Origin of the sequence: Actinoplanes philippinensis (assembly GCF_900113015.1) — a bacterium.
GTDB lineage: Bacteria > Actinomycetota > Actinomycetes > Mycobacteriales > Micromonosporaceae > Actinoplanes > Actinoplanes philippinensis.
Genome location: NZ_FONV01000014.1, coordinates 230866 through 250251 on the forward strand (window position 1 = coordinate 230866; position 19386 = coordinate 250251).

The window sequence follows — 19386 nt, forward strand, 5'->3', positions numbered from 1 at the left end:
GAGGCACGACCGTGATCCGTGAACGGGCTTACCCCGTCGACCCTTGGCACATCCGGGAGACCCGGCTCGATCTGGACCTGCTGGCCCAGTCCGAGTCGGTGTTCGCGCTCTCCAACGGCCACATCGGGATACGCGGAAACCTGGACGAGGGCGAGCCGCACGGCCTGCCGGGCAGCTACCTGAACTCGTTCTACGAACTGCGGCCCCTGCCGCACGCCGAAGCGGGGTACGGCTTCCCCGAGTCCGGCCAGACCATGGTCAACGTCACCAACGCCAAGCTGATGCGCCTGCTCGTCAACGACGAGCCGTTCGACGTGCGCTACGGCGAGCTGCGGTCCCACGAGCGCTGCCTCGACCTGCGGGCCGGCACGCTGGAGCGGATCGTCGAGTGGGTGTCGCCGTCCGGTCAGGGCGTCCGGGTGCGGACCGTGCGGCTGGTGTCCTTCACCCAGCGGGCGGTGGTGGCCTTCCTCTACGAGGTGGAGCCGCTGGACTCGTCCGCACGGCTGATCCTGCAGTCCGAGCTGGTGGCCAACGAGCAGTTGCCGCCGATGAGCAAGGACCCGCGGGTGGCCGCCGTGCTGGACCGGCCGCTGCTGGCCGAGGAGATGCTGGAGCAGGCCGCCGGCGGCATCCTCGTGCACCGCACGAAGGCCAGTGACCTGCGGATGGCCGCGGCGATGGAGCACCTGGTGGAGACGCCGGGCCGGCACGCCATCACCACCGAGGGCCACCCGGACTGGCTGCGCACCACCGTCGCCTGCCGGCTGGAGCCGGGGCAGAAGCTGCGGGTGGTCAAGCTGGCGGCGTACGGCTGGTCCAGCATGCGCTCGTTGCCGGCACTGCGGGACCAGGTCGGCGCGGCTCTCGCCAGCGCCCGCCTGGACGGCTGGGAGGGCCTGGTCCAGCAGCAGCGGGACTACCTCGACGCGTTCTGGGACCACTCCGACGTCAAGGTCGAGGGCGATCAGGAGGTCCAGCAGGCGGTCCGGTTCGGGTTGTTCCACACGCTGCAGGCCGGCGCCCGGGCGGAACAGCGCCCGATCGGATCCAAGGGCCTGACCGGTCCGGGGTACGACGGCCACACGTTCTGGGACGCTGAAACGTTCGTACTGCCCGCTCTGACCTACACCCAGCCCTCCGCCGCGGCCGATGTGCTGCGCTGGCGGCACTCGACGCTGGACCTGGCCCGGGAGCGCGCCCAGACGCTCGGCCTGCAGGGCGCGGCCTTCCCGTGGCGGACCATCCGCGGGCAGGAGTGCTCCGGGTACTGGCCGGCCGGCACGGCGGGCTTCCACATCGCCGCCGACATCGCCGACGCGGTCCGCCGCTACGTGCAGGCCACCGGCGACTACGACTTCGAGCGCGAGGTCGGCCTGGAGCTGCTGGTGGAGACGGCGCGGCTGTGGCGGTCGCTGGGCCACCACGACCGGCACGGCCGGTTCCACATCGACGGTGTCACCGGGCCCGACGAGTACACGGCCGTCGTCAACGACAACATCTACACCAACCTGATGGCCCAGCAGAACCTGATGACCGCTGTCGAGGCCTGCAAGCGCCACCCGGACCTGGCCCGGCGGTTCGGGGTCGACGACGAGGAGACGGCCTCCTGGCGGGACGCGGCGGCGGCCGTGCACATCCCGTACGACAAGGAGCTCGGCGTCCACCAGCAGTGCGAGGGCTTCACCCGGCTCCAGGAGTGGGACTTCGAGAACACCCCGCCCGAGGGGTACCCGCTGCTGCTCAACTACCCGTACTTCGACCTGTACCGCAAGCAGGTGGTCAAGCAGGCCGACCTGGTCATGGCGATGTACATCCGGGGGGACGCGTTCACGCCGGAGGAGAAGTCACGCAACTTCGCCTACTACGACGCGCGGACCGTCCGGGACTCGTCGCTCTCCGCCTGCATCCAGGCCGTCCTCGCGGCCGAGACCGGGCACCTGGAGCTCGCGCACGACTATCTGGGCGAGGCCGCCCTGATGGACCTGCACGACCTGCACCAGAACGCCCGCGACGGGGTGCACGTGGCGTCGCTGGCCGGCACCTGGATCTCGCTGGTCGCTGGTCTCGGCGGCATGCGTGACTTCAACGGTCAGCTGTCGTTCGCGCCGCGCCTGCCCAGCCGGATCAGTCACCTGGAGTTCTCGCTGCTCTGGCGTGGTTTGCGGCTGCGGGTGAGCGTGACGTCCGACGAGGTCACCTACTCGCTGCGCAACGGTGGCGGCCAGGCCAGGCTCACCCTGCTGCACCACGGCAAGGAGCTGGAGGTCACTCAGGTCCGGCCGGTGACGATGCCGATCCCGGCGGCGGTTCCGGCGGGTCCGGCGCCGTCCCAGCCGTACGGCCGGGCGCCGGTCCGCCGCTCGCTGCACTGATTCGAGCCGGCATACGCAACGGCCCCCGTCCTGAACAGGACGGGGGCCGTTGCGTATGCCTCTAGAGCATCGATACGTGCACGTGGTCGGTGTGGTCACTGACCCCGTGGTAGTTGCTCCAGCCGTTCGCCGGGAACCAGATCTGCTTGTTCCAGATGACGTAGTAGATGCCTAGTGCGTCCGCGTTACGCACCAGGAACGCCATCAGGTTGTTGCCGTACCGGAACTCCTTGTCGGTGTCATACGTCGAGAAGCCCGATTTCTGCAGCGACCAGTCGCAGGCGCGGCCCTTGGGATGCTCGAACGGTCCACCGTCACGGTGACAGCCGACGAAGTTGTTGAAGCCGGCCTTCTTGACTTCCTTGTACATGTGCAGCGTGCGCTTGGTGATGCAGCCGCCCGTGGTCGGGTCGTTCTCGGTGCAGCCCTCGGCCGAGAAGCCGCCGCTGGAGTTGCGGGGCGCCGGAGCCGCCTCGGGCGAGTTGGCGACCACCAGGCCCTTGGTGACACCCTTGCCGCCGACCAGGGCGAGCGCGTCGACCGCGGCGTCCTTCTGCTTCTTCATCGCGGCGGCGTCCTGCTGCTGCTGCTTCACCTCGGCGTCGAGCCGGGCCTTGCTCTCGGTGATGGTCCGGAGGGCCTCATTGAGCTCACGCAGCTTGGCGTCGTGCAGCCGGTTGATCTCCTCCAGGGAGACCGCCTTCTCCAGGAAGTCACCGGAGGAGTTGGCGTTGAGCAGATAGCCGATCGAGCTCAGGTTGCCCGTCATGTACTGCTCTTTGGCGATCTTGTCGACCTCGGGGATCAGCACGTCGCGCCGGGCCTCAGCCTGCTTGATCTGATTGGCCAGCTGAGCCTGGGCCTTCACCGACTTCTCCACGGCCGCCTTGGCGGACACGTAGCGCCGGTTCGTGTTCTCGATCACATCGGAGAGGATCGCGTTCTTGTCGTTGCCGTCCTGCTCCTGCTCTTGAGCAGTGGAAGAACCGCCGGGCTCGGCCGAGGCCGGAGACGCGGGTGCCGCGAGCATCACGGCAGCCATCAGCGGCGCCAGGGCAAGTATCAGCCACCGGCGGGGACTTGCGGTCATCAACAGTTCCTTCCGTGTCACCGCCGACCGAGTTAGCTGACGGGTTCGGGACGGAAGCAATCCCTACCGCAAACTGCGGATACACCCCAGTGACCTGGTTCCCCGGCTCGCCTTTCGACGATTGGGCGGCGGCCTGCCGGCAACTCGGGGGCGGTGCCGTCCTGGCAGGACCGGCGGTCAGTTTACCCGAGATATCGCTCCGGATCAGACCCCGGGAACGGCCAAAAGTGTTACCTCGTAATGACTATCCGTAATTGCTGTCACGGGCCGTGTCGAGGCAATTGCGACGCGTGCGAGAACTGTCGATCTGTCGATCGAGTGGGTATGGTCGGTGCGGTTCCCGCACGGGAGCCGCCGCCTAATCGCCGTCATTGGCGAGCCGGGGAACCAGTATTCCCTGGGGTGAATCCGCCACCAGCGGTAGGGATTTCCTTCGTCCCGAACCCGTCAGCTAACCCGGCCGGCGGCCGACGGAAGGAAATGCCTGTGCAGCAGAACACTGCGCGGCGAATAGCGGCGTTGCTGGCGCTGCTCGTCGCCGCGTGCGGACTGGCCGTCGCCCCGACGCCGGCCACCGCGGCCCCCCGGCTGCTCGCCGCTCCCGGCGACTCCGGTGACGACGGTGAGGGCGGCTCCGCGTCACTGATCGACAAACTCGAGAAGGCCTCCAAGGGCTTCGTGGAGGCCAAGGCCAAGCTCAAGACCTCCAAGGAGCAGCAGGCCAAGCTGACCGCCGAGCTCAAGCGCCTGGACGCCGATCTGGGGCCGCAGCAGGACCGGCTGGACCTGTTGGCCTCGCAGGCGTACACCGCGGGCCGGGGCGGGCCGATGGCGGCGCTGCTCAACTCCGACTCGGCCGAGGGCTTCCTGGGCCGGGCCGAGACGCTGGCGATCGTGGCCGCCGACCAGAACCGGGCGATCCAGGACCTCAAGACCACCCGGGAGACCCAGCAGAAGGCCAAGACCGCCATCGACATCGCCATCAAGGACCAGCAGAAGCAGGTCACCGTGATGGAGAAGCAGAAACAGCAGGCCGAGGCGGCGCTGAAGGCGGCGAACCAGGGCAGCGACGCCGGCTCCTCGTCCGACGGCGGCGGCAGCGCCGACGCGGCGCCGGGGCCGACCGGCACCAGCTGCAACCAGACCGACCCGACCGGGACGGGCGGCTGCGTCACCGCCACGCTGCTGCACGCCTACAAGCAGGCTCGCTCCGCCGGGTTCACCCGGTTCACCAAGTGCTGGCGGACGCAGAACAGCGGCGAGCATCCCAAGGGCCGGGCCTGTGACTTCTCCGCCGAGAAGGGCACCTTCGGTGGGGACGCCACGGGCGCCGACAAGACCTACGGCAACAACCTGGCGAACTACTTCATCAACAACGCCGACGATCTCAACGTGCTCTACGTGATCTGGTATCGCCGGATCTGGCTACCGAGCAGTGGCTGGAAGTCGTACAGCGGGGCGGGCGGAGACCCGTCCAGCGACCACACCAACCACGTGCACCTGTCGGTCAACTAGCCCGGAACCGAAGGGGTACGGGGCCTACCTGCGGGAGAAGGCCTCGTACTCCTTCATCACCTCACCGGTCGGGCCGTCCGCGCGGATCACGCCGGCCTCCAGCCAGATGCAGCGCTCGCAGGTGTCCCGGATCGACTGCTCGCTGTGGCTCACCAGGAACACCGTGCCGGCCTCCTGCCGCAGCTCCCGGACCCGGGCCTCGCTGCGCTTGCGGAATTTCGCGTCACCGGTGGCCAGCGCCTCGTCGATCAGCAGCACGTCGTGCTTCTTCGCGGCCGCGATGGAGAACCGGAGCCGGGCCGACATGCCCGACGAGTACGTCCGCATCGGCAGCGACGAGAAGTCGCCCTTGTCGTTGATGCCGGAGAACTCGATGATCGCGTCCCGTTTCGCCTGCACCTCGGCCGGCGACATGCCCATCGCGAGGCAGCCCAGCTCGACGTTGCGGTCGCCGGGCAACTCGTTCATCAGGGCCGCGTTGACACCGAGCAGCGACGGCTGCCCGGCCGCGTAGATCGCGCCGCTGGACACCGGCAGCAGCCCCGCCACCGCGCGCAGCAGTGTCGACTTGCCTGAGCCGTTGGTGCCGATCAGGCCGATCGCCTCACCCTTGTACGCGACGAAGCTCACGCCTTTCACGGCGTGCACCTCGCGGATGTTCGCGTTCTTGGCGCGAGTGGTGAGGCGCTTGAAGCTGGCGAGCGGGCTGGAGCTGACCGAACCGGCCTGGTGGATCTTGTAGACGATGTGGGCCTCGTCGGCGATGACCGTCGGGATGCGCTCGTTGTCAGCCACGGCCGTAGCCCTTCTCTCCGCGCCAGAAGTACAGGTATCCGGTGATGCCGACGACCAGGCTCCAGACGGTCGCCTCGGTCCACAGCACGGCGGGCGAGTTGGCCAGCACCACCTCTTCGAGCAGCGCGTGGCGCGCCAGCTCGATGAAGACCAGCAGCGGGTTGGCCTCGACGACCTGGAGCTGCCAGCCGCTCAGAACGTCACCGAACTTGGTGACCGGGTAGAGCACGGCCGATCCGTACAGCCAGAACCGCATGATGAACGGGATCAGCTGTTTCACGTCGCGGACCTTGGAGCCGAAGCGGGCCATGAACAGGCCCATGCCCAGGTTGAAGATCGACTGCAGAAGCAGCAGGGGCGCCAGGAGCAGCCACTGGAGGGTGATCGGCTCGCCGGTGATCAGCACGATCCCCATCAGGACGAAGAGCGCCACGATGAAGTTGCGGATCTCGACCAGCGCGGCGGACAGCGGCAGGCTGGCGCGCGGGAAGTGCAGCGCCCGGATCAGGCCGAGGTTGCCGGTGATCGCGTTGGCGCCGGTCTGGACCACCGACTGGGTGAACTGGAAGACGAAGACGCCGATGCAGAGATACGCGATGAAGTTGGGCATGTCACGGTGACCGCCCAGCACCAAGCCGAAGATCACGTAGTAGACGCCGGCGTTGATCATCGGGGTGAGCACCTGCCACACCGAGCCGAGCTTGGTGTTGCCGAGCGAAGAAGTGATCTTCGCGCTGGCGTGTGCCCGGATGAAGTGCCGGTACGCCCAGAGTGTCCGCGAATACTCCGGGAGGCTGGGCAGCCGCCCGGAGGCGCTCAGACCGTTGCGCCGGGCCAGCTCCTTGAGGGAGAGGCCGGCGTCGGCCGAGGCGACCGCCGTCTCTGTCATGGGGTGGTGCTCCGATCTGGTCGGCCCTTGGGGCGCGGCGGGATCCGATGCCTGGTGCGAGGACACAGCATGCAGCATGACAGGCCCTCGACCGCGCCGATGAAACGGGTTCGTATCGACGCGGCTGTGACGGTAGCTGACCAAACGGCGGAACGCAACCGTTACGTCGTAGCGCTATAGTGTCCAGGTGGCGACGATTAAGCGCGCACCTGCCGGAGCGGCGGTGCTCCGAGGCGACATCACCGTGGCGATCCGTAACGCGGTCATGAAAGAGCTGGCAGAGGTCGGTTACGGCCGGCTGTCCATCGAGGCGGTTGCCCGTCGTGCCGGGGTCGGCAAGACGGCCATCTACCGTCGATGGAGCAACAAGCTCGAAATGGTAATGGAGATAATCTCGGATGTCGCGGAACGAAAAGTTCCACTTCCCGACACCGGAAGTTTCTCCGGCGACCTCTCGTTGCTCCTGATGATCGTCAGCACGGCGCTTCAGCACCGGGTGGCCTCCCAGATCATCCCGGACCTGATGGCCGAGGCGGCCCGTAACCCGCAGATCGCGGAGACGCTCCAGCGCGCTCTGCGGACCCACCAGCAGGCCGTCGGCGAGAAGCTGATCGGCCAGGCGGTGGCCCGCGGCGAGCTGCCCGCCGGCACCGACCCGGAGGTGGCCGTCGACCTGATCCTCGGGCCGCTCTACTGGCGTCTGGCCGTGGCCCGGCAGCCGATCGAGGAGGACTACCTGGAGAAGTTCACGGTCGCGGTCACGGCGGCGCTGCGGGCCACCGGCTGACCCGCCGCACCCGTACACCCACCGGTTCGCTCCCCATCGCAACTCAGGAAATCCACTGGTGCGGGCCGTCGGTGCCGACCGGAGAGGCCGACCCCCCACCGATCCGGAGGCCAACACCATGACCACCTCCTGTGACCTCAGCGTCGACCTCACCGTGCTCGACGCGGCTTCCGTCCTGGCCATCGCCATGGGTGGGACCGAGGATCCGTACCGCGGCGCCACACCCACCCGTCCCCTCGTGGTCACCGGCGCGGCCGTGGTCGGCGCCTGGCGCAGCCCGGACGGCGTGGTGAAGCTCCAGCTGCGCGGGGACGGCACCTACGCGGGCGAGGTGGCCGGCCGCCGCCGCCCGGCCCGCGGCACCTACCGGATCGAGGGGGAGTCGGTCGTGTTGCGCGACGACTCCGGCCTCAACACCCCGGTGCACGTCCACGACGGCGAGCTGGAGATGGCCGGCCACCGCCTGCGCCCCACCGCCTGATCGGCTCTTCCCTGCCGGCCCCCGGCGGGCGATGCTGACACCGTGATCGATTGGCTGAACAGTCCGGCCCTGGTGGCGTTCGGTGTCGCGACCTCCTGGGCCGAGGTGCTCGGTTTCCTCACCGGCCTGGTGAACGTGGGCCTGCTGGTCCGCCGCCACATCCTCAACTGGCCACTCGGCATCCTGAACGTGCTGCTGCTGATGGTCGTCTTCTGGAGCGCCGGGCTGTACGCCGACGCCGGCCTCCAGATCGTCTACGTGGTCCTGGGCTTCTACGGCTGGTGGGCCTGGCTCTACGGCGGCGCGAACCGGACCCGTCTGGTGGTTCGCTCCACGACCCGTGCCGAGTGGCTCGGCCTGGCCGTCGCCGGCGTACTGCTGACCGGGGCTCTCTGGCTCTTCCTGGACCGGCTCACCGGCTCGACGGTGCCGCTGGCCGACGCGCTGACCACGGCGCTCTCCCTGCTGGCCACCTACGGTCAGACCCGCAAGCTGGTGGAGAGCTGGTGGATCTGGATCGCGGCCGATGTGATCTACATCCCTCTCTACGGCTACAAGGGTCTCTGGCTCACCGCGATCCTCTACGTGGCCTTCCTGGTGCTCTGCGTGCTCGGCCTGCGGTCCTGGCGGGCCGTCGAGCGCTCGCAACGGCCGGCGGTGCCCGCATGAGGTACCGGCACGGCCTGATCGTCGGCAAGTTCTACCCGCCGCACGCCGGGCACCACGCGCTCATCGACGCGGCCGCACAGGCCTGTGAGCGGGTCACCGTGGTGGTGGCGCCGTCCTCCCGGGAGAGCATCCCGCTGGCGGACCGGCTGGCCTGGCTGAGAGCCGAGCACGGGCCGCACGTGCGGTTCGCCGGGGTGATCGACGACCATCCGGTCGACTACGCCGATCCGGCGGTCTGGGACCTGCACATGGCGGTCTTCCGGGCGGCGGCCGGCACCGACCGGGTGGATGCGGTGTTCTCCTCGGAGGCGTACGGGACGGAGCTGGCACACCGCTTCCACGCCGAGGCGGTGCTGGTCGACCCGGACCGCGGCCGGGTGCCGGTCTCCGGGACCGCGATCCGCGCCGACCCGGTGGCGCACTGGGACCGGCTCCGTGCGGGCGCCCGGGCCTGGCTGGCCCGCCGGGTGATCGTGGTGGGCGCCGAGTCGTCCGGCACCACCACGATGGCACGCGCGCTGGCCCGGCACTTCCGGCTGCGTGGCGGGGTCTGGGCCGGCACCCGATGGGTTCCGGAGTTCGGCCGGGAGCTGACCGAGCGCAAGCTCGCCGAGCTGCGCAAGGAGCGGCCGGAGGCGACCGTCTTCGACGTGACCTGGGATCGTGCCGACTTCCGGACGGTGGCCGCCGAGCAGAACGCGGCCGAGGACGTGGCCGCGGGCGCCGGCTCGCCGGTGGTCTTCGGCGACACCGACGCCTTCGCCACCACGATCTGGGAGGAGCGCTACCTGGGCAGCACCTCGCCGGAGGTCCGCGCCCTGGTCCGCCCGCCCGATCTCTACCTGCTCACCGACTGCGCGGACGTGCCGTTCCAGGACGACGGGCTGCGCGACGGCGAGCACCTGCGGCAATGGATGACCGATCGGTTCCGGTCCGGCCTCATGGCCGGCGACACCCCATGGCAGGAGCTGACCGGGGGGTACGGACGACGCCTGCGCGCCGCGATCGAGGCGGTCGACGCCGTGCTCGCCCGGGGATGGACCTTCGCCGAGCCGATCAAGCCGGACGCGGCGGCGATGGCCCCTAAGAGCGGGCCGGACCCTGCCGATCGGTGAGGGACACCGACCCGGGGGGATTGATGCGGCACACCAGGATCGCGCTCGCGCTGGCGGCGGCCTCGCTCACGCTGGGCGGCTGCGCCGCGCTCGGCGCCGGTGGCGACAAGGCCGGCGAGTCGTCGGCGGCGGCCGGCGGCGGCAAGCAGTGGATCCTGTTCGACCAGGGCAGCCCGACGCCGTCCCCGGCCGCGACCGTGGGGAAACCGGCCGCCACCCCGCAGGTGTCGCTCTCCGCCGCGTCGCCGGACCCGAGCTGCACCAAGGTGTGGCCGCGGACCGAGCCGGTGATGATCCCGGTCGAGGTGACCCCGGGGTCCGGCTCGCTGACCGTCGAGTGGCCGACCCAGTACCGATCGAACTACCGGGTCACCGCGGTGCTCCAGGGCGTCGTGGTGGGCCGTCAGCCGGAGCCGGTGTGGCAGGCCGTGCCGGCCGGCACCGGATGCACGGTGCGCACCACGATCAGCGGGCTGACCTCGGGTGCGCCCTACATCGTCTGGCTCGACGCGCCGAACACCGGACGTGAGCGGGATGGCACCCGGCACCTGTACAGCGGGCGGTCGGGCGTCGTCTACCCGCGGTAGCGGATCACCACTGGGCGCCGGCGCGCTCCACGGTCAGCACCTCCAGGCGGTCCGGGCCGAGCCGGTACTTCGTCATGGTGGTCAGCGCCGGGCCGTAGACGTGCACGCTGACCGCGGGCCGGCCGGAGCGGTTCTCGATGCGGTGGATGTGGTGGCTGCCGAACCGGCGGCCGGCGCCCTCGCCCAGCTCGCGGGAGACCACCCGGGGCGCGCCGCCGCGGGCCGACACGGTGTCCTCGGCGAGGGTGCCGGCGTGCACGTGGAACGCGCCGGCCGAGCCGCCGTGGTCGTGGATCTCGGTGCCCTGCCCGGGCATCCAGGTGAGCAGCCAGACCTCGTAGTCGTCGGCCACCGCGAGCCGGTGATACCAGCGCTCGACCGGATCGAACCGGGGCGCGACGGCCCACTCGGCGGCGGCCGCCGAGAAGCGCTGAGCGATGGCAAGGTGATCGAGCGTCACGGTGGCCTGCCTCCTCTATAAACCCTATAGACGTGATAGGTCTTATCACATGATCGCCCGCCGTGTCCGCGCAACCCCGGATCTCGTGTCGGCGGAAAGAAGCTTGCTCGGCTTTGCCTCTTTCTAGCGAGGGTGCGAAAAACTTCGTTCCGCAATCAGGTCGACACACTGAGTGCAATAAATCGGTCGATGTGTCACCAGATCGGCCTAGCCCGATCAGCCGTTCCGCCGAAATACGCTGCTCAGACGGTCCCTGGCGAATAGTGAACGCTATAGGGTGACCCTCGCGCCCGGAACGGGCCGCCGGAGGCCCCCCTCCGTTGTCCCGACAATGAGGACGGACACGTGTTGAAGTCTCGCCGCGGACTGCTCGCCGCCGGCATATCCGCAGTCGTGATCGGCACCATCGGGGTCGTCTCGACTCTCAACGCGGGCGCCGAGGAGATCCCGGAGAGCCCCGCACCCGCCGCCGCCCCGGTCGAGGCGGAGGAGCAGGCTCCGACCCCGCCGGCCCGCCTTCCGTGGGGCGCGGAGCCCGAGGACATCCAGACCGGGCGGGACGGCGCGAGCAGCGGGTCGCTCAAGGCGTCCGGCCTCGACGCCGCCGCCCCCGACGCGACCGGCGCGGAGGCCGGGGAGTCCTACGCGCCCAAGGGTCGTACCTCACGTAACGGTTCGCTCAGGCGAGAGACGACGGATGTCGTGCCGCCGGCGCCCCCGGGGATCAACGCGAAGGCGGCAGCCAACGCGGAGGTGAACTTCCACTACAACGTCGCCTCGCAGGATGCGGTCACCCAGGGCACCTACGCGAACCTGACGATCCACAAGCCGACTCTGGCCAAGAACGACTTCCACACGCTGGCCGAGCTGGCCGTGGTGTCCAGCAAGGACAAGATCGACCAGGTCGTCGAGGTCGGCTGGACGGTCGACCGGGTGGTCAACGGTGACGACGACCCGCACCTGTTCGTCTACTCCTGGGTCGACGGCGTGCCCCAGTGCTACAACGGCTGCGGCTACGAGCAGTACAGCAAGAACATCCGGCCCGGCGACACCCTCCCGCTGGACACCACGAAGCGGTTCGGCATCGAGTTCCACGACAACGCCTGGTGGATCGCCTACGACTCGGAGTGGGTCGGCTACTTCCCGCTCAAGCACTGGACCGTCGACTTCTCGAAGACGACCCTGGTCAAGGTCTTCGGTGAGGTGGCGGCGGACAACGGCGAGCCGTGCACCCAGATGGGCAACGGCACCACCGGGACGACCGAGAACACCACCGCCGCCCGGATCGGGAGCATCTCGCTGATCGGGACGGCGACGGCCGTGGAACCGACCTTTTACACCGTGGGCTCCCCCTCGTACAAGCTCACCAGACTGAGCGCCCGGACGTTCCGATACGGCGGCGGACCCGACCTGAAACAGCGCCCGGAGTGCGTACCCTCCTGATCGCCGATCCTCGCCGGTTCATCGATGCCCGGTCCCCGAACGGGGGCCGGGCATCAACGATTTCCGGTTTTGCGGGCCACTCTTGAACCGGTCCACATGCCACGATGTACATCCGGGTGGCCGGGCCGAACCCGAGGGGAGAGCTGGCGCCGATGAAGCGACGGGTGAACCCCGACGAGCAACTGATGACCGCGCTCTACACCGAACACTATGCCGTCCTGATCAACTTCGTCTCCCGGTATGTGAACGACCGGCACAAGGCGGAGGACCTGGTTCAGGAGACGCTGCTGCGAGCCTGGAAGCACATCGACCACCTCGACCCGGAACCGGGGCGGACCAGGTCGTACCTGCTCACCATCGCTCGCAACGTGGTGACCAACGCCTGGCGCGCCGAACAGCGCCGGCCGAAACTGGTCGCCGATGAGAACGCGGTCAACTCGGTGCCGTCGGCAGACAATGTTGATCAGATGGTGGAAGGCTGGCTGGTGGCGGAGGCGCTCGAACGTCTGTCGCCCGAACACCGGGCGGTCATCCAGCAGATGTACTACGAGGGGCAGAGCGTGGCGGACGCGGCCCGAAGACTTTCGGTGCCGGAGGGCACGGTGAAATCGCGCGCGTATTACGCCGTACGCGCGCTGCGTACCGTCTTCGAGGAGATGGGGATGCTGCGATGAGCGACCTCGACGACCACCAGACACTGCACAGGTTGCTGGGCGGCTATCTCCTCGGTGGGCTGGACGAGACGGACACCGAGCTGCTCGATGCCCACCTGGCCGACTGCGCCGAGTGCCGGGCCGAGCTGGACCGGCTGTCACCCGTACCGGAAATGCTGCAGAAGATGCCCGACGCGCGGCATCTCGGAGGCGGCGCGGCGCTCGCGGTCGGTCCGGCCGCCAGGCCGAGCTCGCAGAACATCGAGACGCTGCTCAGCCGGATGCGGGCGGAGAAGTTCAAGGAGACCCGGGTCAGCCGGATGCGGTGGCTCACGGTCGCCGCGGTCACGCTGGCCGCCGCCGCCGGAGTCACCTACGGGATCTTCACCAACAACACCCCACCGAACAACGGCACCGAGGCGCTGCCGACGGCCAGCGTGCAGCTCATCGACGCGCGGTTCCAGCCGGCGCCGGGCAGCGGGCTGACCGGGGAGGCCAAGCTCACCCCGAAGGCGTGGGGTGTCGAGGTGTCCCTGGACGTGACCCGGATCAGTGGGAACGGGCCGTTCCTGTGCCTGGTCCGCAACCGCAACGGTCAGACCGAGCAGGCCGCGGTCTGGGGCGGCACCCCGAACGGCGAGGCGAAACTGACCGGCGCCAGCTCGACGAAGGCGACCGATGTCGAGGCGATCCTGATCACCGACCGGGACGGCAAGGTGCTCGGCACGGCGACGGTCTGACATCCATCCGTCAGGCGGTGTGGCGGTAGGGGACGGCCGGCGTCTCCTCGATCAGCGCGTGCCGGGATGCGAGCAGGGCGGCCCGGGCCGCCGAGGCCGAACGGGCCGCGGCGCTCGGGCGGGTCCGCAGCAGGGTCTCCATCCGGGTGGTGAGCTCGGCCCGGCTGAACGGCTTGGGCAGGAAGTCGTCGGCGCCGGCGTGCAGCGCGGTCATGATCTGATGGCGGTGCACGTCGGCGCTGATCACCATGATCGGCAGCAGCTCGGTCTCGGCGGAGCCGCGGATCTGGCGGCACAGTTCGATGCCGGAGCCGCCCGGCATGCGCACGTCGATCAGGGCGGCGTCGATGCCGCCGCCGGCGAGCCGGGCCAGCGCGCCGGCCGAGTCGGCGGCGGTCACCACGTCGTAGCCGAGCCGGTGCAGCGCGATGGTCAGCAGTTCTCGATGGTCGACCTCGTCGTCGGCGATCAACACGGTGGGCACGGGTACCTCCGAGAATGTGGCGGACTGCCGTTACTACTGTTCGGCAACCCGGCGGAGGCGCTGAGCGCGAATAGGGTGGAGGCATGCGTGCTGCCGTATTCGCCGAGCCGGGTCCCGCTTCCGTCCTGCAGATCGTCGACCGTGAGTTGCCGCTGGCCGGTGCGGGGGAGGTGCGTGTCCGGATCGTGCTCTCCGCGGTGAACCCGACCGACACCGGCACCCGGGCGGGCCGAGGAGTGCCCGACGGGGTGGCGCCACCACGGGTCCCGAACCAGGACGGTGCCGGCGTGGTGGACGCTCTCGGCGTCGGCGTGACCGACCTGGAGCCCGGCGACCGGGTCTGGGTGTGGGACGCCGGGTACGGCCGGGAGAACGGCACCGCCCAGGAGTATGTGGTGCTGCCCCGCCACCAGGTGGTGCGGATGAACGACGACGTCCCGTTCGAGATCGGCGCCGGCCTCGGCATCCCGGCGCTCACCGCGCACCGCTGCCTGACCGTCGCGGCGGACGGCCCGGCCCGGCTGGCGCCCGGCGCTCTCGACGGCTGGACCGTGCTGGTCGCCGGTGGCGCGGGCGCGGTCGGCAACGCGGCGATCCAGCTGGCCAAGTGGGCCGGCGCCACGGTGCTCACCACGGTCAGCTCGAAGGAGAAAGCGGAGCTGGCACTGGCCGCCGGCGCCGACACGGTGATCGACTACCGGGAGGAGGACGTGGTCGCCCGGGTGCGCGACGTCAGCCCAGGGGGCCCGCGCCTGATCGTCGAGGTGAACACCGGCAATCTCGACACCGACCTGGACGTGCTCGCGCCGGGCGGCAACATCGCGATCTACGTGGGCGGGAAGTTCAGCGTGCCCAGTTTCAAGGCGATGGTGAAAAATGCGAGCCTCGATTTCGTGCTGACCTACACGACCACGCCCGAGGAGAAGGCGAACGCGGTCGCCGCGGTCGCCGAGGCGGTCAACACCGGCGCCTTCCGGGTCGGCGAGGAGGCCGGGCTGCCGATCCTGCGCTTCCCGCTGGATCGGGTCGCCGAGGCGCACGAGGCCGTCGAGAACCACGCCGTCGGCAAGGTCGTCATCGAGGTCACACGCCCGTGAGCAGGGCGTCCGCCACCCGTTCGACACCACGGCCGTCGACCGCGGCCCATCCCCGGACGGCGAGCGCGGTCCGGTCGCCCGGCTTCAGCAGCAGACGTCGCAGCGTGGTCACGGCGTCGTCGTCGAACGCGCCGAGACGACCGATGCCGGCCGCGTAACCACGGGCCAGCGTTCGCTCGTACCCCTGGATCTGATTGTCGACGACCTGGACCAGCGCGGCGGCCCGCCCGAGGCAGAGCAGCTCCCACGTCGAGGTGCCGCTGGCGCTGACCACCAGGTCGGCGCCGGCGAGCAGCTCGGGCAGCCGATCGGTCGGGTCGATGATCTCGAACCGCTGGCCCTCACCCGCCGGGATCGCCAGCAACTCGGCGCGCAGGCTCGCGTCGGCGGCGACGACGGTCGCCTCGAAGGGCGCCGCGGTGTCCGCGAGCAGCCGCGCTACCTGCGGCGCGGCACGGTAGGCGTCGGTTCCGCCGAAAAAGGCGACAATCTTGGGGGTACGGTCGGACGAGCTCACCGGCGCCGCAAGAGGCCGGAGCCGCCGCACCGCCGAACGCAACAGCGCATAGTCGAGGCCCGCCAGCCGGACGTCGCCGACGTCGAGCACGGCGTCCAGGTTCTGGTCGACGTAGATGTCGGCGTCCTGGCCACGCGGGTCACCGTCCACGATGGCCAGCACCGTCGTCCCCGACGCGCGGACGGCCTTGCTGTGCGCGGGTGGCAGCGTGTAGGAGTCGATCACCAGCGCGTCCAGCCCGAGCCGCCGGATCGCCGACACGAGCCCCACCTCGTCGTACGGCGCCGGATGCCAGGCGAGGCCGCGCTGGGCGAGCTGGGACTCGGCCCAGGCCACGCCGCCGAGATCGCTGAGGAAGTGCACGTCCACACCCCGCGACGTCAGCTCCTCGGCCAGCGCCACACACCGAACCAGATGCCCCACACCGGTGAGCGCCCCGGCGTCACACCGGATCCCGATCGCGGTCACGCGGCGCCTGCCCGGGCATGCGCTGCCGGTGAGTGCCGCTCGGTGCGGTCGATCATGCTGTGCCTGCCTCGGCATGCTCTCCCGGCCCTCGCCTGCGGCGTTCGTGAGCGGGTGCCGGTGGCTGCCGCTCGGTGCAGTCGATCATGCCTGCTCCAGGTCCTTCTGCATGATGTGCGCGTTCAGTTCGGCCAGCTCCGGCTGACCGCCCAGCCAGTCGGCGATCTCCCGGACCGCGACCGGCGCGTCGCCGAAGTGGTCGACGATCGCCTCGATCAGCTGCCAGTCGTCCTCGGTGTCGAGGGTGAGCCGCAGATACGACATGTCCGGCTGCACGGTCAGCCCGATCAGGTCGAAGTCGGCGGGGTGGGTGTAGACGTACGACGTCACGTGGGTGCGGTGGTGGTCGTACGCCAGCTTGTCGACCTCCTTGAGCACCGCCGCCCGGATCACCTCGACGTCCAGCCCGCGCGGCAGCGTCCGCATGATCGACGTGGTCAGGTAGTCGACGTCGGCCGCCGCGAACACCCGGTACGCCCGGGCGACCAGCCGCGGATCGAGCAGCGGGCAGTCGGCGGTGAACCGGAGCACGTCGTCGGCGGTCCGGGTCTCCAGCACCCCGAGGAACCGGGTGAGCACGTCGTCGACCGGCCCGCGGTAGCAGTCCACCCCGATCGCCGCGCACTCGGCCTCGACCGCGTCGTCGTCCGGCAGGATCGTGGTGGCCACCACCAGGTCGTCGACGACGCCGCTGGCCCGGGCGGCGCGGACCACCCGGTCGAGGACGGTCCGTCCGCCCAGGTGGCGCAGTACCTTGCCGGGCAGCCGGGTGGAGCCCATCCGGGCCTGAATGATGCCGAGGGTGCTCATGATCGTCCTTTTCGGATGCGGTTGCGGGCGGCGCGGGCCAGGACGAGCCCGGCCTTGGCGGCGCGATAGCCGAGGTTGCCGCTGAACGCGGCGATCTGTGTCTTGGCGCGGCCCAGCTCGGCCTCACGCTTCTCCAGCTCGATCTCGAAGAACCGGCACCGCTCCTCGGCGTCGGCGAGCCGCTGCCGCAGCGCGTCGAGCTGCGCCTCCTGTTCGCGGCGCCCGGGCGGGCCGTCAGCGGCGGCGGTCTCCGGCACGGTGTCGAGTCCGGCGGCCCCGGCGAGGACGGCGATCAGCCGTGCCGGATCGGTGACGCCGGGCCACGGGTGGTGATATCCGCCGTCGAGGAGCGTGTGCGCGAACCTGGCCAGCGCGTCCGGCTGATCCGGCACGGCCGGGTCCAGCAGGGCGTACCGGTCGCCGTCCACCAGCACGTTGCCCGCCGCGGCCATCGGCAGCTCGGTCATCCAGCCGGTGAGCAGCCGCCGCAGCCTCGGCAGGTCATGCCCGAGTGCGGCCGTCAGCAGCCGTTCCTCCAGCAGCCGCCCGCCCGGAAGCGGCTCGGTCTGCCGGTCCGTCATCGAGGGCCCCGGCTGGTGCTCAGTGTCGTCTCCCGGTGCGGGGGACAGCGCCGGCGACCAGCCGCGCACCACACGCCGCAGCCAGCCGTGGTCCGGTGTGCCGACCACCTCGGTCACCGCCCCGGAGGGGCCGGTGAACAGCGCGGGCGGGAGCGGCACCACGGCCGGGCCCGGGCGGGTGGCGCGCTGCGCCACGACCAGCCAGGCGGGAGCGAGTTCGGCGCCGACTCCACGGCGCACGGCCGAGGCGGCCAGCCGGCGCGGGTCGCTGAGCACGGACCGGCCCGCGTAGGCGGGGGAGACCGCCGCCGCGGCCAGGGCGGCCAGCGCGTCGAGCGGCCCGCGACCCAGCGTCTCCGGGGTGACCAGCAGGGTCGGTGAGACCGGCAGCGGCCAGGCGGTGGCCAGGGCGGCGACCGGCAGCCCCTCGGCGGCGAGCGCGGCGGCCAGCCGGTCCGGGCGTCCGGGCGTGCCGCCGTATTCGCCGAGCGGCCGCCACGCGTCCGCGGAACGGGCCGCGGTCGGCGTGCCCGGATCGACGAGACGGTGTACGCCCAGCTCATTCTCGACGGTGAGCAGCAGCGTGCCGCCGGGCCGCAGGCTACGGGCCAGGACGCGGACCGATTCGGCCCAGTCGAGCGGGGTGTCCTCCGGGGAGCAGAGGCGGCCGACGCCGTCGAGGGCGATCACCATGTCGTACCGGTCGGCGTCGGTGAGTTTGGAGAGGGTGCCGCAGAGCACCGTGACGTCCGGGATCGTGGCGGCGTCCGGTTGCGACCGGATCAGGCACGTCACGTCGCGGCGTTCGGCCAGCGCGCCGATCAGGCCGGTGTCGTGCGGCCCGGCGACCAGCACCCGGATCCCGGTGGGCAGGCGGTCCAGCAGGTGCCGGAGCAGGACTCCACCCGCGGGCGGGTGCTCCTCGGCGTACTCCGGCATCTCGCCGCCGATCATCCGGATCATGCGGCGGCCCAGCCCAGCGTCGCGCGCAGCTCGGCCGGCGAGGCGAGCCAGCCGTCACCCAGCTCGGCGAGCACGATCTCCCGGGCGGTCGCCGGATCGGGTGCGGCGCCGTGCAGTTCCGGCCACTCCCGGCGGATCCGCTCAGCCGTCGGGGTGTCCTCCCGATCCAGGTACATCGGGTCGCCGTACACCGCGGGCTCGCAACCGGCGGCAGTGCCGTAGAAGATCGCCGTGCTCAGCCGGTTGGAGGCCACCCGGCGATGCCGGCGCAGCTCAGCGAGCTGGCCACGGAGGAAGCCGGCGTCGGTGCGCATCCGCATGTACCCGCGGTAGCCGTGGCAGATGACACGTCCGGCCCGCTCGTAGACGGCCCGGATCCGCCGGTCCTCGTACTCGTTCCAGTACAGGCAGAAGGTGATCGGCCCGTCCTCGGTCGCGGTGATCTCGTCGATCAGCCGGTGGTGGTCGCCGCTGACCTTCTGCCCCTCCCAGCCGTGGAACGGATACCAGATGGTCCCCTCCCGGCGGCCCGCCGCGGTGTCGTCCGGTGTGGACCTCAGCAGGTAGAGGAAGGGCGCGCCGATCACGGTGGCCAGCGGGCGGCCCATCGACCGGGCACGCCGCCGGGTCCGCTCGGACCACACGAAGATCGTGCTGCCGGGCGCGTACGGCGTGCCCCCACCGAGCCCGTCCACCACGTTCCACCCGTGCTGCAGGTAACCGTCGATCCGGGGCGGGGCGGCCGGGTCCAGTCCGCAGTACCCGGCCAGCACGTGCGCGTGCCCGTAGAAGTGGTTCCCGTGGTGCACC

Annotated in this window: 20 protein-coding genes and 2 riboswitches; of the genes, 11 read left to right on the forward strand and 9 right to left on the reverse strand. The window is 70.4% G+C overall.

From position 1 onward, the window contains the following. Positions 1-11: 11 nt before the first annotated feature. Positions 12-2375 (forward strand): glycoside hydrolase family 65 protein, encoded by a 2364-nt coding sequence (locus BM290_RS34790; protein ID WP_093620169.1) that lies wholly within the window; start codon positions 12-14, stop codon positions 2373-2375. A gap of 61 nt (positions 2376-2436) precedes the next feature. On the opposite strand, the gene BM290_RS34795 is transcribed toward BM290_RS34790, so the two are convergent. Beyond that, the gene (locus BM290_RS34795; protein WP_093620170.1) at positions 2437-3465 is read right to left on the reverse strand and encodes a coiled-coil domain-containing protein; all 1029 of its coding nucleotides are present in this window, start codon (positions 3463-3465) and stop codon (positions 2437-2439) included. A gap of 6 nt (positions 3466-3471) precedes the next feature. Beyond that, a riboswitch (cyclic di-AMP (ydaO/yuaA leader) is annotated at positions 3472-3603 on the reverse strand. A gap of 207 nt (positions 3604-3810) precedes the next feature. Then, positions 3811-3947, forward strand: a riboswitch (cyclic di-AMP (ydaO/yuaA leader). On the opposite strand from BM290_RS34795, the gene BM290_RS34800 reads away from it, so the two are divergent. Then, positions 3946-4980 (forward strand): coiled-coil domain-containing protein, encoded by a 1035-nt coding sequence (locus BM290_RS34800; protein ID WP_093620171.1) that lies wholly within the window; start codon positions 3946-3948, stop codon positions 4978-4980. (Overlaps the previous riboswitch by 2 nt.) Before the next feature lie 24 nt (positions 4981-5004). On the opposite strand, the gene BM290_RS34805 is transcribed toward BM290_RS34800, so the two are convergent. Together BM290_RS34805 and BM290_RS34810 are read right to left on the reverse strand one after the other, a co-directional pair. Next, positions 5005-5775 carry an ABC transporter ATP-binding protein gene (locus BM290_RS34805; RefSeq protein WP_093620172.1) on the reverse strand — a complete coding sequence of 257 codons (771 nt, stop codon included), beginning with the start codon at positions 5773-5775 and terminating at the stop codon, positions 5005-5007. Further along, entirely contained in the window at positions 5768-6664 is an 897-nt protein-coding gene (locus tag BM290_RS34810) for an ABC transporter permease (RefSeq protein ID WP_093620173.1), read from the reverse strand. The genes BM290_RS34805 and BM290_RS34810 overlap by 8 nt, the downstream gene beginning before the upstream one ends. A 187-nt stretch (positions 6665-6851) precedes the next feature. Here BM290_RS34810 and BM290_RS34815 point away from each other — a divergent pair, with 187 nt between their 5' ends. From BM290_RS34815 to BM290_RS34835, 5 genes are all read left to right on the forward strand, one after another. Further along, complete coding sequence (locus BM290_RS34815; protein ID WP_373871125.1) at positions 6852-7451, forward strand: TetR/AcrR family transcriptional regulator; 600 nt, start codon at positions 6852-6854, stop codon at positions 7449-7451. A gap of 118 nt (positions 7452-7569) precedes the next feature. Continuing rightward, complete coding sequence (locus BM290_RS34820; RefSeq protein WP_093620253.1) at positions 7570-7932, forward strand: Atu4866 domain-containing protein; 363 nt, start codon at positions 7570-7572, stop codon at positions 7930-7932. Between the two features lie 42 nt (positions 7933-7974). After that, entirely contained in the window at positions 7975-8601 is a 627-nt protein-coding gene (gene pnuC, locus BM290_RS34825) for a nicotinamide riboside transporter PnuC (protein ID WP_093620175.1), read from the forward strand. After that, positions 8598-9716, forward strand: coding sequence for an AAA family ATPase (locus BM290_RS34830; RefSeq protein WP_093620176.1), 1119 nt, complete (start codon positions 8598-8600; stop codon positions 9714-9716). Before pnuC ends, BM290_RS34830 begins: the two co-directional genes overlap by 4 nt. Then, on the forward strand, positions 9713-10303 hold the full coding sequence (locus BM290_RS34835; RefSeq protein WP_239143909.1) for a hypothetical protein: 591 nt from the start codon (positions 9713-9715) through the stop codon (positions 10301-10303). The genes BM290_RS34830 and BM290_RS34835 overlap by 4 nt, the downstream gene beginning before the upstream one ends. A 4-nt stretch (positions 10304-10307) precedes the next feature. Here the strand turns inward: BM290_RS34835 and BM290_RS34840 are convergent, their stop codons facing one another. Next, positions 10308-10763 carry a cysteine dioxygenase gene (locus BM290_RS34840; RefSeq protein WP_093620178.1) on the reverse strand — a complete coding sequence of 152 codons (456 nt, stop codon included), beginning with the start codon at positions 10761-10763 and terminating at the stop codon, positions 10308-10310. 345 nt (positions 10764-11108) lie between these two features. On the opposite strand from BM290_RS34840, the gene BM290_RS34845 reads away from it, so the two are divergent. The 3 genes from BM290_RS34845 (at position 11109) to BM290_RS34855 (ending at position 13599) form a co-directional block, all read left to right on the forward strand. Next, complete coding sequence (locus tag BM290_RS34845) at positions 11109-12206, forward strand: neprosin family prolyl endopeptidase (RefSeq protein ID WP_239143908.1); 1098 nt, start codon at positions 11109-11111, stop codon at positions 12204-12206. Positions 12207-12358: 152 nt separating this feature from the next. Continuing rightward, positions 12359-12880: a sigma-70 family RNA polymerase sigma factor gene (locus BM290_RS34850; RefSeq protein WP_093620254.1), complete on the forward strand. Its 522-nt coding sequence runs from the start codon at positions 12359-12361 to the stop codon at positions 12878-12880. Beyond that, positions 12877-13599: a zf-HC2 domain-containing protein gene (locus BM290_RS34855; RefSeq protein WP_093620180.1), complete on the forward strand. Its 723-nt coding sequence runs from the start codon at positions 12877-12879 to the stop codon at positions 13597-13599. Before BM290_RS34850 ends, BM290_RS34855 begins: the two co-directional genes overlap by 4 nt. 10 nt (positions 13600-13609) lie before the next feature. Here BM290_RS34855 and BM290_RS34860 read toward each other — a convergent pair whose 3' ends face one another. Next, on the reverse strand, positions 13610-14083 hold the full coding sequence (locus BM290_RS34860) for a response regulator transcription factor (RefSeq protein WP_093620181.1): 474 nt from the start codon (positions 14081-14083) through the stop codon (positions 13610-13612). A gap of 83 nt (positions 14084-14166) precedes the next feature. Between BM290_RS34860 and BM290_RS34865 the strand changes: the two genes are divergently transcribed. Next, entirely contained in the window at positions 14167-15180 is a 1014-nt protein-coding gene (locus BM290_RS34865; protein WP_093620182.1) for an NADPH:quinone reductase, read from the forward strand. Here BM290_RS34865 and BM290_RS34870 read toward each other — a convergent pair. From BM290_RS34870 to BM290_RS34885, 4 genes are all read right to left on the reverse strand, one after another. After that, positions 15167-16165 (reverse strand): PseG/SpsG family protein, encoded by a 999-nt coding sequence (locus BM290_RS34870; protein ID WP_093620183.1) that lies wholly within the window; start codon positions 16163-16165, stop codon positions 15167-15169. The genes BM290_RS34865 and BM290_RS34870 overlap by 14 nt on opposite strands. A 141-nt stretch (positions 16166-16306) precedes the next feature. Further along, positions 16307-17035 carry a cytidylyltransferase domain-containing protein gene (locus tag BM290_RS34875; protein WP_093620184.1) on the reverse strand — a complete coding sequence of 243 codons (729 nt, stop codon included), beginning with the start codon at positions 17033-17035 and terminating at the stop codon, positions 16307-16309. Continuing rightward, positions 17029-18576 carry a class I SAM-dependent methyltransferase gene (locus tag BM290_RS34880; RefSeq protein ID WP_093620185.1) on the reverse strand — a complete coding sequence of 516 codons (1548 nt, stop codon included), beginning with the start codon at positions 18574-18576 and terminating at the stop codon, positions 17029-17031. Before BM290_RS34880 ends, BM290_RS34875 begins: the two co-directional genes overlap by 7 nt. After that, on the reverse strand, positions 18573-19385 hold the full coding sequence (locus BM290_RS34885; protein ID WP_093620186.1) for a hypothetical protein: 813 nt from the start codon (positions 19383-19385) through the stop codon (positions 18573-18575). Before BM290_RS34885 ends, BM290_RS34880 begins: the two co-directional genes overlap by 4 nt. Position 19386: the final 1 nt, after the last annotated feature.